The sequence below is a fragment of the Pseudoalteromonas sp. NZS127_1 genome (assembly GCF_015864295.1).
GTDB lineage: Bacteria > Pseudomonadota > Gammaproteobacteria > Enterobacterales > Alteromonadaceae > Pseudoalteromonas > Pseudoalteromonas arctica.
Genome location: NZ_JADYXO010000012.1, coordinates 1 through 13,941 on the forward strand (window position 1 = coordinate 1; position 13,941 = coordinate 13,941).

A 13,941-nucleotide genomic window follows, 5' to 3' on the forward strand; every position below is an offset into this window, starting at 1 on the left:
CATCCACTTCGAAGGTAGGTTAGATGGTGTGCTAGATATTTAGCAATTTAGGCTGACACAGAATTCTGAACGCCCTCCCTTTAACAAGTGGTACTCCGTTATTGCCTACCGGAATATAAACAGTTGTATGATTAGGTGACTCAGCCATTTTTATTTGTGCATTAATAGCTTCATGTTGAATGTAATTAGCTGTTAGTGTTGCGTTAATGATCTTCTGAGCTTGAGCAATCCCTTTGGCTTCTTCAACCCTAATTTCAGCGTCTTTTTTGGCAATCTCTTTTTGTGTTTCTTTTTCCGATAATAGCTGCTGAGCTGCCAATTTTTTCTCAACTGCATTAGCAACAATATCGGGGTAATTAATATTGCCTACTACAACGTTTGCAAGTTTAAACGGCGTTGTCGACAAATAACTTTGCAGGCGCAGAGTCACTTCCTTCGCAATTTTCTCACGATTTGTTTTAAGCTCGCCACTATCGTATTTTTGTACTGTATCGCGCACATACGTTCTAAAAGTTTCACGTACAAAGCGTTTATACCAATTTTCGGCGCCGTACTGCTCTACCACAGTTTTAACAGAGCCACTCTCAATAGCAATAACAGCATGAAAATCAAATTTAATATTTAAATCATCATTCGCTAAGATTCTAAATGTCTCGGTATATGTATTAGGTCGCATATCGATGTTTACCACTTCATTTCGCAGTAATGACATACCGTAATTAGATGGGCCCTTCATTGTTCCTTGATAACCACCTTCACCAAATACACGCGGCTTTTCGAATACGTAGCCTTCTTCACCTGCGGGTGTGCTTGGGTTAGTACATGCAGTTAATCCAAAACCAACGACTCCTACAACCAATGCACCTTTAAATAGGTTATTAAACAATGTTTGTGTCCCGGAGTTTCTTGCTCTCATTATTTATCCTTTAATTACTTTTTAATATTGTATAAACATCGCTTAACAGGCTCGAGGCACCAAACCTAAATGTATTTGCTTGCAGATAATCATCTCCCATTATCGCGCGTGCTAGCGCTAAATAATCACTGGCATCGGCAACAGTTTTAACACCACCGGCAGCTTTAAAGCCCACACGTTTATCTGAGTTTTTAATAGCTGTTAGCATAATTTTTGTTGATTCAAGTGTGGCATTTACAGCGACCTTACCTGTACTGGTTTTTACAAAATCAGCACCGCCTTTAATTGCAAGCTCCGTGGCCTGAGTTATGAGTGCTTCAGTTTTTAGCTCTCCACTTTCTATTATTACTTTTAATTGAGCGTGCGACCCACACGCTTTTTTACTTTCGCTTACATAGCTAAGTACTGTTTGAACATCGCCCGCTATGAGTTTTTTGTAAGGAATAACCAAATCAATTTCGTCAGCGCCGCGCTCTATTGCAATAAGTGTTTCGTTAATTACATCACTCAGTGGCGCATCACCTGTTGGAAAATTAGTGACCGTTGCAACTTTTACGTAGTTAAGCTCACGTGCTGCGAGTGCTATTTTTGCATCATCAACAAAGTCGCTATAAACACATACTGCAGCAGGTGTGCCCAGCGTCGGGTTTATACTATCAACAAGCGCTTGAATGTTTTTGGTTGTATCGCTGGTGTTTAAGCTTGTTAAATCCATCAGTGCGACTGCTAATGCGGCATCTTTTTGGTGTTGTGTCATTAGAGCTCCGTTGCTTATGTAATACCAATTTTATTAAAAACATAATCATTTTAGCGTATTAAATAACTCACTAACTACGTTAAAAATTATTTATATAGAACAACTATGTATCATAATTTTAGCCTTGTTATTGAGCTATTTTCTCGTCGCTATTATAGATCACTAATTTAATGCAATTGGTATAAGTACAAAATTTGATATGCCTCCATATTAACAAATTAAACCAAACTCGCTATAGCTCATAACCAAACACTATAAGCTGTTTATTTTACTTGTAACTCGGCGCAATCCCTTGTTAACTAACTCTTAGGCCTAAAAAGCCCACCTATTATAACTTTTGGTTATATCAACTTGGTTTTAATTATTTTTTACTTATTGATAGCCGCTATATTCTGCTTATCAGAATAAAGCGTTTTCTTATATTTGAATTTGTTTAGGGGTCTTATTAACGTGCAGTATTTACCTATCTTTACCAAACTCGACAACAAACCAGTATTGGTTGTTGGCGGTGGAGAGGTCGCATTACGCAAATGTCGCGCGTTTTTAAAAGCGAGAGCAAGCGTTACTTTAGTAGCGCCTTGGTTTTGCGACGAACTAAAAGAGCATGCGCATAATAATGAGGTAACGCTTATTGATGCTTATTTTGATGAGTCGCATCTCGATGGAAAAATGCTTGTTATTGCAGCAACCGACCGCGATGAAGTAAACAACAACGTATTTGAACTTGCCAATGCTCGTAATGTGTTTGTAAACGTAGTTGATGACCAACCTAAATGTACGTTTATATTTCCATCTATTGTTGATCGCGACCCAATTACTATTGCTATATCAAGCGCTGGTACAGCGCCAGTGCTTGCACGTCGCTTACGCGAAAAACTCGAAACCCTTATTCCGCATCACATAGGCCCACTTGCAACGCTTGTCGGTGGCTTTAGAGACAAAGTAAAAAAACGCTTTAAACATTTTTCAGACCGCCGCCAATTTTGGGAAGGTGTGTTCGACTCATCCGTCGTGAGTAAAGTGCAAACCGGTGACACTCAAGCCGCACAGCAGCAATTAGAGCAAATGCTAGATGCAAAAGCAGAACCTGAAGGCGAAGTATATGTAGTAGGTGCAGGCCCAGGCGATCCAGAGCTTTTAACACTTAAAGCACTGCAACTTATGCAACAAGCCGATGTGGTTGTATACGACTTTTTAGTGTCTGACGAAATTATGGAATTAGTGCGCCGCGATGCTGACCTTATTTGTGTAGGCAAACGTTTAGGCGATCATAGCGTTGTTCAAGACGACACCAATCAAATGCTGGTTGACCTTGCTAAACAAGGCAAAAAAGTATGTCGCATTAAAGGTGGTGACCCGTTTATTTATGGTCGTGGTGGCGAAGAAGTACAAGTACTGGCTGCTAACAACGTAAATTATCAAATTGTACCGGGTATTACAGCCGCTGCAGGTTGTAGCGCTTATGCGGGTATTCCGCTTACACATCGTGACCATGCACAAGCTATCCAGTTTGTAACTGGCCACTGTAAAAAAGACGGCCAAGAACTTGATTGGCAATCGCTGGCTAAACCAAATCAAACACTTGCTATTTACATGGGCGTAATTAAATCGCCGCACATACAAAGCGAGCTTTTAAAACATGGCCGCAAAGCCGGCACTCCAGTCGCTATTATCGAAAACGGTACACGTAAAAATCAGCGTGTAGTAACAGGCCAACTAGGCGAACTTGCCGACTTAATCCAGCGCAACAGCATTATATCGCCTGCGCTACTTATTATTGGTGAAGTAGCCGCCCTACACTCGCAATTAGCGTGGTTTGGGAAAAACGAACAAACAAGCAGCTTTGCACAGCCGCTAACAGATGTATCAAATACATAACCGAATTTTAAATTTGTAACTTTTAATCATTTTAGTAGGACGACTAACAATGGCTTTAACTAACCTTCAGCAACTTGAAGCTGAAAGTATCAAAATCATGCGCGAAGTCGCCGCTGAGTTTGAGAACCCAGTAATGCTTTACTCTATTGGTAAAGATTCGTCGGTACTTTTGCACTTAGCGCGTAAAGCATTTTACCCTGCAAAAATTCCGTTTCCGTTATTGCACGTAGACACCAATTGGAAGTTTCGTGAAATGATTGAGTTTCGCGACCGTATAGCTAAAGAATACGGTTTTGACCTACTGGTACATAAAAATCCAGAAGGCATTGAAATGGGTGTAGGCCCGTTTACGCATGGCTCGGGTAAACATACCGACATAATGAAAACCCAAGGCTTAAAGCAAGCACTTAACAAATATGGTTTTGATGCTGCATTTGGTGGCGCACGCCGCGACGAAGAAAAGTCACGCGCAAAAGAACGTGTTTACTCGTTCCGCGATAAACACCATCGTTGGGATCCTAAAAACCAGCGCCCTGAGCTTTGGAACACTTATAACAGCCAAGTTAATCCGGGCGAAAGCATTCGTGTTTTCCCGTTATCTAACTGGACTGAGCTTGATATTTGGCAATACATTTACCAAGAAAACATCGACATGGTGCCGCTTTACCTAGCAAAAGAGCGCCCTGTTGTTGACCGTGACGGCACCCTAATTATGGTTGACGATGAGCGTATGCCACTTAACGAAGGTGAAGTACCAATGATGAAGTCGGTACGTTTTCGTACATTAGGCTGCTACCCACTTACCGGTGCAGTTGAGTCAACAGCAAGTAACCTAACTGAAATTATTGAAGAAATGCTGCTATCTACGTCATCTGAACGTGAAGGTCGCGTTATTGACCATGATTCAGCCGGCTCAATGGAGAAGAAAAAACGTGAGGGGTATTTTTAATGTCTAGCCAAAATAACGATACATACAACGAAGTAAAAGAAATAGGCATAGACGCCTACCTTGCACGCCAACAAGACAAAAGCTTATTGCGTATGCTTACGTGTGGCAGCGTAGATGACGGTAAATCAACATTGATTGGCCGCCTACTGCACGACAGCCACCAAATTTATGAAGATCAGCTAGCAGCCCTTCATAAAGATAACGAAAAAGTAGGTAATGCAGGTGAAGATCTTGACCTTGCATTATTAGTTGATGGCCTACAAGCTGAGCGTGAGCAAGGTATTACCATTGACGTAGCGTACCGTTACTTTTCAACGGCTAAGCGTAAATTTATTATTGCCGACACGCCTGGGCACGAGCAATACACGCGCAACATGGTAACAGGTGCATCAACAAGTGATGTCGCCATTATTTTGGTTGATGCGCGTTACGGCGTGCAAGTACAAACCAAGCGCCACAGCTTTATTTGTGACTCGCTTGGCATTAAGCAGTTTGTTGTTGCCGTTAATAAAATGGATATCGTTGATTTTGACGAAACCGTGTATGAAAAAATTAAGGCCGATTACCTTAAATTTGCTGAGCAACTTAACGTATCAAACATTAAGTTTGTGCCTATGTCGGCGCTTAAAGGCGACAACGTAGTAACTCGCTCTGCTCATACACCGTATTACACCGACAAGCCGCTACTAGAATTACTAGAAGATTCGCCAGCAGCCGAAACAGATACAGGCTTTGAAGCGCGCCTACCAGTGCAATATGTAGTGCGTCCTAATTTAAACTTCCGTGGTTTTCAGGGCACACTTACGTCGGGCAAGATACACGTAGGCGATGCAATAAAAGTATTACCGTCGGGTAAAACATCAAGCATTAAAGAAATTGTTACCTTTGATGGCAATTTAGATAGTGCTGAAGCAGGCCAAGCAATTACCGTTACCCTAAATAACGAAATTGATATTAGCCGAGGCGACGTAATAGTCCCTGCAAATTCAACGGCCGTTGTTACTAACCAGCTGCAAGCTAAAATTGTATGGATGCACGAATCGCCATTAGTATTAGGTAAAAGCTATAACCTAAAACTAGGTAGCAAAAACACCTCTGCTATTGTTACAAAGATTGATCACACAATTGATGTAAACACGCTTGAGCACGGCACTAGCGACTCACTGCAGTTAAATGAAATTGCGATTGTAACGCTTGAACTAACCGAAACTATTTTGGCAGACGAGTATCACAGCAATCACGAAACAGGTTCGTTTATCCTAATCGATCGCTTATCAAACCTAACGGTTGCTGCAGGCATGATTGAACAAGTACTACAAAGCCAAGCGCAGCAAAGTAACTTTAGCGAATTTGAAGTTGAATTTAACACCTTAGTACGCAAGCACTTTCCGCATTGGCAAGCGCTTGATATATCTAAGTTATAAGTTAACTTTAGCCTGTTAGGAATTTAAAAGCATGGTAGAACAGCTCGTTTTAACAGGCATTATGCTTACCTTAGTCGGGTGCCTTTTTGGCACCCGTATTAATCCAGCATGGTTATTTGTAAGCGCCATTGGCACCAGCTACTTAGCTGGGCTAATCGATCTTGAAAGTATGTTAGTTAATTACGCTAACCCGTCGCTTATCACTCTAGTACTATTGGTGTTAGTGTCGACCGCAATAGAAAAAACCACTCTAATTCAAAAGTTAGCGCAATCGCTATCTAAAGGTAGTTTAGTAAAATCGGTAACAAAATTAGGGTTATCAACCGCCTTTTTATCGTCGTTTACTAACAATACCGCCGTGGTTGCATCGCTTATTACCGCGATAAAAGACAACCCTAATCACTCCCCTTCAAAGTTATTATTACCGCTGTCGTATACTGCTATTTTGGGCGGCACCATTACGCTTATTGGTACATCAACTAACTTAATAGTTAATGGCTTTGCAGTTGATGCGGGCATGGAACCGCTGGGCTTTTTTGACTTTACCTTAGTGGGTTTAGGCGCGTTAAGCGTAGGCCTAATTACCATTTTAGTAATGCTTAAATACTTACCCGACAACGGTAAAAGCGACCAAGAAGTCGTGCCTTTTTACCTAGAAGGCAAAGTACAAGCAAACTCAAAATTAATAGGGCGTACCGTTGAAGAAAACGGCCTCCGTGATTTAAAAGACTTATTCCTTGCTGAAATCATTCGCGATGGCAGCCGCATTTGCGCAGTCACCCCGCAGCAAATCATTCAAAAAGATGACGTGCTGCTGTTTGTAGGTGACATAAAATCGGTGCCATTACTTACCCGTTTCGACGGCTTAAAAGTAGTGCACGAGAATCATCAAAAAGATATAGAACACTTAGTAGAAGTAGTCGTAAGTCAGTCTTCAAAATTTATTGGTAAAACCGTAAAAGAAGCCCGTTTTAGAGAGCAATTTCATGCAGCCGTTATTGCCATTCGCCGTGGGCACGACCGCTTACAAGGCGGCCTTGGGCAAGTGCAATTACAAGCTGGCGACTCACTAATACTCGCCCCAGGCAAAAACTTTTACACCTTGCCTAATTTAAAGCGCGAATTTGTGTATATTTCAGGGTTTGACTTACAAGCCCATCTTGCACCTAAACAATCAAACATTGTGCTACTAAGCTTTGCCGCAGTACTGGGTTTAAGCATTGTTGGCATAGTGCCGCTGGTTAAAGGCTTATTAGTATTACTGATTGGCTTAATGCTCAGTGGCACCATAAAACTTAACGAAGTAAAACGCCGTTTTCCTATCGAGTTATTAGTAGTCGTAGGTAGTGCCATTGGCCTTGCCAAGTTAATGATAGGCACCGGACTTGCCGGGCAAATATCCAGTGCCCTATTTATGGTACTTGGCGACTTTGGCCCGTACGGCGCATTTATAGCTATATTTTTAATGACCGTATTATTTACCGAGCTTATAACTAACAACGCCGCTGCTGCCTTGTCGTTCCCTGTTGCTTACTCACTCGCGGTTGGTTTTAATGTAGACCCGCTACCGTTTATTATGGCCGTTGCCTTTGGCGCATCAGCCAGCTTTATATCGCCATTTGGGTATCAAACTAACCTAATGGTTTATAGCGCGGGTAACTATCGCTTAAAAGATTACATAGTGATGGGCTTACCCCTTTCTATTATTTATTCAATCACGGTATTAACCTTGATCCCGCTGGTATTTCCGTTTTAATACCTGCGCTCACAGCATAAGAGACTCTCACTATGGATGAAAATATAGTTTGGCATAACTACGCAACTACAAAAGCACAGCGTAGTGAGCAAAAAAAACATAAGCCCGCTATTTTATGGTTTACCGGCTTTTCAGGCTCTGGCAAAAGCACCGTAGCAAACGCACTAGAAGCGGCGCTTAATCAGCAAGGTACGCACACTTACCTGCTCGATGGCGACAACGTACGCCACGGTTTATGCAAAGACCTAGGCTTTAGCGACGAAGACCGCATTGAAAATATACGCCGCGTAGGCGAAACCGCAAAACTAATGACCGATGCTGGCTTGTTAGTACTTACTGCGTTTATATCGCCCTTTAGAGCGGAGCGCGACATGGTGCGCAGCCTAGTAGACGACGGCGAATTTATCGAAGTATTTATCGATACCCCACTGGATGTATGCGAAAGCCGCGATCCAAAAGGGTTATACAAAAAAGCCCGCGCAGGGGAGATAAAACACTTCACGGGTATCGATTCAAACTACGAAGTGCCAAACAATCCAGAAATAATTTTAGATACAAGTAAAAACACCCTAGACCAATCGGTTACACAACTGATAACGTATCTAAAACAAAAGCACATAATATAGGTTAACCCCATGAATCAAACCGAACTGCTAGAAGAAACCCTCATCCTTGCCCGCAAAGCAGGCCAAGCGATAATGGGAATTTACGAAAAGGACTTTAACGTTGAGTACAAAGCCGACGAAAGCCCCGTAACCGAAGCCGATTTAGCAGCTCATAAACTGATTGTGGCAGGGCTTCAACAGCTCACACCCGACATTCCAATACTCAGTGAAGAAAACGCCGACATAAGCTGGGATGTACGCCAAACATGGAAAAGCTACTGGTTAGTTGACCCAATTGACGGCACTAAAGAATTTATTAAAAAGAACGGTGAATTTACCGTAAATATCGCCCTAATTAAAAACGGCATTCCTATTTTGGCCGTAGTCGATGCACCCGCCCTTGGCGTATCGTACTTAGCCGCAGAGGCCATTGGCGCATTTAAAGATAAAGGCGATGAGCGAATTGAGCTTAAAGTTACCACCAAACCTAACAAAGGATTAATACGTGTTGTAGGTAGCCGCTCGCACCCATCACCCGATTTAGCCGAGTTTGTGAAACGCTTTGACGAGGTTGAAATGGTGTCTAAAGGCAGCTCACTAAAGCTGTGTTTAGTGGCCGAAGGCAGCGCCGATATTTACCCGCGCTTAGGTCCAACCTGCGAATGGGATACCGGAGCAGGCCATGCAATCGCCGAAATAGCCGGTGCTAGAGTCACTAAGCTTGATGGCAGCCCGCTTATTTATAACACCAAAGATGAATACTTGAACCCGTATTTTGTAGTGAGTGCGATAGAAGAGTAAGAGCCTAGAGCTGCGAGTTTTAGCTACTAGCAGCTCGATGTAAACCTAAACACCGTAGGTTGGGTTGAGAGGAACGAAACCCAACATGCTTAATATTTAAGCGCTAGTCGTTAGCCCCATCCCCCTGTAGGGGATGGCTTTAAACCGCAAAACCTATACCGTAAATAATTTCACCACCAAGAACACCGAGGCGCTTCGTTACACAGAGCGATTACAACCCTCAGAAAAACTTAGGTTTTTTATTGCTATATCAATATCTGAATTATTTTCTTGATTATCCCTAAGCTCTACGAGTGTTTGTAAAATATCTTCCCTCTCCTCAGGTGAAAGCTTTACGAATTCTTCTTTCACATGCCCTATTTGTATATCACCTGACGTTGTAGCATTTATTAAATAATCAACAACTCGAGTATTTTTATTGTTGATTACAACTTTAAATAGATTTTTGATTAACTTATTTAAAAAATTCAATTTATCATCGGCTAACTGCGCAAAAGCTTTAAATTTTAGACATATGAAAAAAGATCGTTTGGATAACTTGTGGCCATTTGAATTTAATAAATTACTAATATTAATACTTTGAAAAAGCTCATTACTATAATTAGCAGCTTCCATTCTCTCAGTTTCACCTTTTATATTTCCATAACCTTCAGTCTTATTTCCCATGTTAATTTTGAAATCAAGAGTTCGCTGCAATTTGTCCAATTGGTGCTCAAGCAACTTTTCTCCACTTTCTAAATTGACCAACTTGATTAAAACACTTTCCAAATTACCACTATCGATAGTTTGCTTTGTATACTCTTCAAAAACACCCTCAGTTAAAAAGCCATTTGGATCTTTTCCAATATGCTCTAAAACATCAAACGTTATTTGCTTTACCCTATCTTGATTTTTATCATCTAAAAGAAGTTTCCGACCAAAACGGTCAAATGCCTCTTGCCAACGATAATCACTGCAGACGTGTTTTGCCAACTCCTGTGTGGATGAAGATTTTATGGAGTCAATAACCACCTGATCTCTCAACTCACTTTCAGGAACAGTTTCCAGCAATACCCGCTTTAAATAATCAATAGAGCCTGGTTTTACACCTAAATGTTGCTCGCCACTATTTTTATTACTTTTTAAACTATTTCCGCTTTTATCAGTTATATCTTCTTTAAGGTTTAGTAATTCCTTAAATAAAGCATTGTAAACATGCGTAGCTTCACTATTTGTAAAATCAGCTATCAAGTTTGAGAGGGTTTCATTTATTGTTTTTTGCTTGCCATCTTCAGTTTTTGCCACGGTTAGTAATTTCCCATAAACCAAGCTAACGTATGAATTAACAAAAGCATTAAATAGCGCTGGGTTGTCTTCACGTAATGTCGTAATTAATAACAAAGATCCAAAATCGACTTCTCCCAACAATTTTTCTTCTGTCCAGCATTTACTTATGCGTCGCATTACTCGTTTCAACATTCGAATTGAGTCTATAAGATTATTAGAAATAATTGCTGGTTGATAAAAACCTTGCCTTAGAGGAAGTGGATTGTTCTTAGTATATTCGTCAATGTCATTCTCCGCTGAATGTGTTAGCACAAGGTGTTTATCAAATATTTCTTTAGTACATAGCTTTACCCAACCACATAGTATTTTTTTAAAGTCCTGGGATATTATTGTCTCTATGTGATCAACAACTTTACCTAAAACCACAGCATGCTCTGGCTTCTCATTACCCATTACAATAATGAAATTAATATGATTTAAATCCCGATTTTTTAACCTATCCAAAAGTGCAGCTATATCATTTAAGCGTTTTTCGTTTTCATCGCCGGTCCCGCGATCTACATCTTGCAAAGTAATTAGCAATTTATGATTTGTTGTTTTTAGTACATTATTAAGTTTTTGAAAACTTCCCTCAATATCAACAGGGCCTGCGAGTAACGTAGATGCAAACTGAAATGCACTACCGCCCGATTTGAGGGCTTCGGTATAATGCTTAGGTAGCGCACGAAAGGCGCACATATCAATATACTGGCTTATATCATCAATAATATTGCTCAGTACAACATGGGCAACACTGCCGCTTGCAGCGCCCCATGTTGATATATCGCTATGTATCCAGACACTCTCTTTTTCAGAGTTTTTTGCTAAATCATTCACAATACTTTCGACGATACTGCTTTTTCCGCAACCATAAGGCCCACATAAAGCTATGTGCTGCGCTAAATCCTTTTCACCTTTATCACCTTTATCACCTTTATCACCGCCATTTTTTAGCCGCTCGGTAATGCGCGTGGCGTAAACCTGTAAATCGGGTTCTAATTCCTCTGTGCTTTTAATAGTCGAATCGTCTTTAAACCATTTTCGAAAATCTTCTAAGCTATTCAGCTCTGGATTTATCTGAATGGTTACATCTTCATTTTCAGTAGTGATGCTTGGCTGTTTGCTCTGCCTATACTCATCAAATAATAAGTAAGCCGCCAATATAAAATAACTAGCAGCTAGGTACATAAAGACATTAAAGGCAGGTGTTATATCAGCTAGGCTGACGGCAAAAACTATGTAAATTAAACTAAGGGCAACTAATACAGCCGTAAAAATTGGCTTTTGGGTATAGAGCTTTGTCTGATAAATGACAGTTATGAGCATGCCAATAAACGTAAGTGCTAGGTATTTTAAGCTCATAAAACTTTGTGCGTATAACGCAGCTTCATCAAATTTTGGTGCTGTGCTTAGCATGTAAAAAACAGTCAGAAAGAGTGACGCTAATACAGCAATTGTCACTGGCGGATATCGCCAGTTAAACCCAATACTGCGTTTGGGGTGCGATATATAAAACTTATCAAGCAGCAGCTTGATGCCAATACCTGCTAAAAATGCGCTGCTGTAATGCAAAACCGGATTGGCATTTAAAATAGCGCCCAAACTCGAATATGTCTTTTGTACAAAACCGACTTTGCTTAAAAACACAGTAATTGTTGCAGCAGTAATCGCGCACAATAAAAGGGAAAGCCAACGGGTGGCTGTAATGGGGAGTGTTTTAACTTGCGACAACTTAATATCCTTATCAATACGTTACCTTGCCAGTGTATATCAATTGAACATTATTGAATAAGCAAGTTTAATAAATAAAACCGCCTCTATTGGCTTCACACTCGGATGGCGCTAGACATGTTGGGTTTCGCTTCGCTCTACCCAGCCTTGTATCTTTCATTGATAAATGATTAGCTATCATTTATCACATCGAAGTCAGTAAGCTTGCCTCGGCGTCTACCGCCAAAGTTTAAATTTGCGCTTATCTTGTAGACGCGAAGCTTGCTTGCGTGATGGGCAAAGCCCATGAAGTGATTGGTCACAAGCAGTGATTAAAAGCTGCGCTTTTCGCGTGAGCAAGCTCTACGCCTACAGCCAAGGTTTAAATTTGCGTTTATCTTGTAGATGCGAAGCCTGCTTGCGTGATGGGCAAAGCCCATGAAGTGATTGCTCACAAGCAGTGATTAAAAGCTGCGCTTTTCGCGTGAGCAAGCTCTACGCCTACAGCCAAGGTTTAAGTTTGCGTTTATCTTGTAGACGCGAAGCTTGCTTGCGTGACGGGCAAAGCCCGTAAGGTAATACTCACAAGCTGTAACTAAAAGCTCACGCTTTTCACGCGAGCAAGCTCAGCGTTTACGCTTCATAAGTTGAGTTTTATTTCTTCAGGGGCAGGTCTTGTTTTGAGCTTAGGGCGAAAATCAAAAAGAAAGAGCTACCCCTACTTCTTCTACAACCCTTAACGACTTTGCTGGGCGATAAAAGCAAGCGAGTGTTGATTGAATAAGTCGGGGCGTTCTACATTACAGACATGGCCGCAATGGTGAATAGTTTGCAGTACGCTGTTTTTATGACGCTTAACCATTTCTTTAACAGGGCCAAGGAACATATGATCTTCTTTGCCCATAATATACAGAATGGGTATATCAATGTCTTTTTCTTTGAAGTACTGCATTAAAGGATTTACGTCCATGGCTAATTTAAACCATTTTATAAACTCTTTTTGGCACAAGCGTTTTGCTTCACGAACAAACAAAAGTCGAGATTCTTTATGACGCTTTTTCGGCATCATAATAAAAGCAAATAAGCGATACAGCCACATATAAGGCAAGAAGTGTTTAAAAGTATTACCTAAATAAACCAATGTATTACTGCGCGTATTAAAACGAGTAACCGCTCCACCTAGCACCATGCTAGAAACATATTGCGGCGCAATTTCAGCAATATTTCGAATAATAATTGTGCCCAATGAAATGCCAACAAAGTGTGCGCTGGTGATATTGTTATGATCTAACACATCGATAATGTCTTTAGAGACATTATTAAATGAATAATTATTATCAACAAAGTTTTGTACTAAGTTATTCGATTTACCGTGACCACGAAGATCTAGCAGCAACACATTATATTCTTTTTTATAAGCTTTAAGCTGACGAAACCAAATTGCCGAACTACCACCTGCTCCATGGACAAATACAACCCATGTTTTACTGGTTTCGTGCGCAAAAGTAGTATGGAAAAGAATTTCTTTGCTCATTGCAGTTAGCGGCCTATTTACTTCGTTTGGCATATTCAATTGTAGGAAGTATAACGGAGTTTAATAAAAATCTCTTATGAAGTTCCGAGCAATGGCTTCTACTTAGCAGCTTTTGGGAGCAGATTTTGATTTTTAAATGAAAACCAATAAAAATGACCAGCCCTTATTTTTACGTTATGGAAATCGCCTATCTTGGCTTTGCTGCTGGCATGGCGCTATGGCGTGTTGGGTTTTGCTCCAACTACTCAACCTACAGTAAATTGTAATGTGGTGTTGCCATTTAAGGGGTTTGCTCACTTTTACACC

The 13,941-nt window shown here is 40.8% G+C and carries 10 protein-coding genes; 6 read left to right on the plus strand and 4 right to left on the minus strand.

Annotated elements, in window-relative coordinates; translation table 11 throughout:
* Nucleotides 1-31: 31 nt before the first annotated feature.
* Both I6F50_RS11965 and deoC read right to left on the minus strand, forming a co-directional pair.
* Nucleotides 32-916 carry an SPFH domain-containing protein gene (locus tag I6F50_RS11965; protein WP_197176302.1) on the minus strand — a complete coding sequence of 295 codons (885 nt, stop codon included), beginning with the start codon at nucleotides 914-916 and terminating at the stop codon, nucleotides 32-34.
* Between the two features lie 10 nt (nucleotides 917-926).
* Complete coding sequence (deoC, locus tag I6F50_RS11970) at nucleotides 927-1,673, minus strand: deoxyribose-phosphate aldolase (protein ID WP_197176304.1); 747 nt, start codon at nucleotides 1,671-1,673, stop codon at nucleotides 927-929.
* A gap of 450 nt (nucleotides 1,674-2,123) precedes the next feature.
* Between deoC and cysG the strand changes: the two genes are divergently transcribed.
* From cysG to cysQ, 6 genes are read left to right on the plus strand one after another with little or no spacing between them, the layout of a single operon-like run.
* Nucleotides 2,124-3,551 (plus strand): siroheme synthase CysG, encoded by a 1,428-nt coding sequence (cysG, locus tag I6F50_RS11975; protein ID WP_197176306.1) that lies wholly within the window; start codon nucleotides 2,124-2,126, stop codon nucleotides 3,549-3,551.
* A 49-nt stretch (nucleotides 3,552-3,600) separates the two neighbouring features.
* Nucleotides 3,601-4,500, plus strand: a complete 900-nt coding sequence (gene cysD, locus I6F50_RS11980; RefSeq protein ID WP_197176308.1) for a sulfate adenylyltransferase subunit CysD — start codon at nucleotides 3,601-3,603, stop codon at nucleotides 4,498-4,500.
* Nucleotides 4,500-5,924, plus strand: a complete 1,425-nt coding sequence (gene cysN, locus I6F50_RS11985) for a sulfate adenylyltransferase subunit CysN (protein WP_197176310.1) — start codon at nucleotides 4,500-4,502, stop codon at nucleotides 5,922-5,924. Before cysD ends, cysN begins: the two co-directional genes overlap by 1 nt.
* 31 nt (nucleotides 5,925-5,955) lie before the next feature.
* Nucleotides 5,956-7,680 carry an SLC13 family permease gene (locus I6F50_RS11990; protein ID WP_197176312.1) on the plus strand — a complete coding sequence of 575 codons (1,725 nt, stop codon included), beginning with the start codon at nucleotides 5,956-5,958 and terminating at the stop codon, nucleotides 7,678-7,680.
* 32 nt (nucleotides 7,681-7,712) lie between these two features.
* Nucleotides 7,713-8,306 (plus strand): adenylyl-sulfate kinase, encoded by a 594-nt coding sequence (gene cysC, locus I6F50_RS11995; RefSeq protein WP_033029155.1) that lies wholly within the window; start codon nucleotides 7,713-7,715, stop codon nucleotides 8,304-8,306.
* Between the two features lie 9 nt (nucleotides 8,307-8,315).
* Nucleotides 8,316-9,086, plus strand: coding sequence for a 3'(2'),5'-bisphosphate nucleotidase CysQ (cysQ, locus tag I6F50_RS12000; RefSeq protein WP_197176314.1), 771 nt, complete (start codon nucleotides 8,316-8,318; stop codon nucleotides 9,084-9,086).
* A gap of 198 nt (nucleotides 9,087-9,284) precedes the next feature.
* Here the strand turns inward: cysQ and I6F50_RS12005 are convergent, their stop codons facing one another.
* The gene (locus tag I6F50_RS12005) at nucleotides 9,285-12,122 is read right to left on the minus strand and encodes a P-loop NTPase fold protein (RefSeq protein ID WP_197176317.1); all 2,838 of its coding nucleotides are present in this window, start codon (nucleotides 12,120-12,122) and stop codon (nucleotides 9,285-9,287) included.
* A gap of 715 nt (nucleotides 12,123-12,837) precedes the next feature.
* Nucleotides 12,838-13,635: an alpha/beta fold hydrolase gene (locus tag I6F50_RS12010; protein ID WP_165728286.1), complete on the minus strand. Its 798-nt coding sequence runs from the start codon at nucleotides 13,633-13,635 to the stop codon at nucleotides 12,838-12,840.
* Nucleotides 13,636-13,941 lie beyond the last annotated feature (306 nt).

What these genes read in the sequence shown, in the direction of transcription:
- I6F50_RS11965 (WP_197176302.1), bottom strand. Translation starts at nt 916, where the DNA reads ATGAGAGCAAGAAACTCCGGGACACAAACATTGTTTAATAACCTATTT.
- deoC (WP_197176304.1), bottom strand. Translation starts at nt 1,673, where the DNA reads ATGACACAACACCAAAAAGATGCCGCATTAGCAGTCGCACTGATGGAT.
- cysD (WP_197176308.1), top strand. Translation starts at nt 3,601, where the DNA reads ATGGCTTTAACTAACCTTCAGCAACTTGAAGCTGAAAGTATCAAAATC.
- cysN (WP_197176310.1), top strand. Translation starts at nt 4,500, where the DNA reads ATGTCTAGCCAAAATAACGATACATACAACGAAGTAAAAGAAATAGGC.
- I6F50_RS11990 (WP_197176312.1), top strand. Translation starts at nt 5,956, where the DNA reads ATGGTAGAACAGCTCGTTTTAACAGGCATTATGCTTACCTTAGTCGGG.
- cysC (WP_033029155.1), top strand. Translation starts at nt 7,713, where the DNA reads ATGGATGAAAATATAGTTTGGCATAACTACGCAACTACAAAAGCACAG.
- cysQ (WP_197176314.1), top strand. Translation starts at nt 8,316, where the DNA reads ATGAATCAAACCGAACTGCTAGAAGAAACCCTCATCCTTGCCCGCAAA.
- I6F50_RS12010 (WP_165728286.1), bottom strand. Translation starts at nt 13,635, where the DNA reads ATGAGCAAAGAAATTCTTTTCCATACTACTTTTGCGCACGAAACCAGT.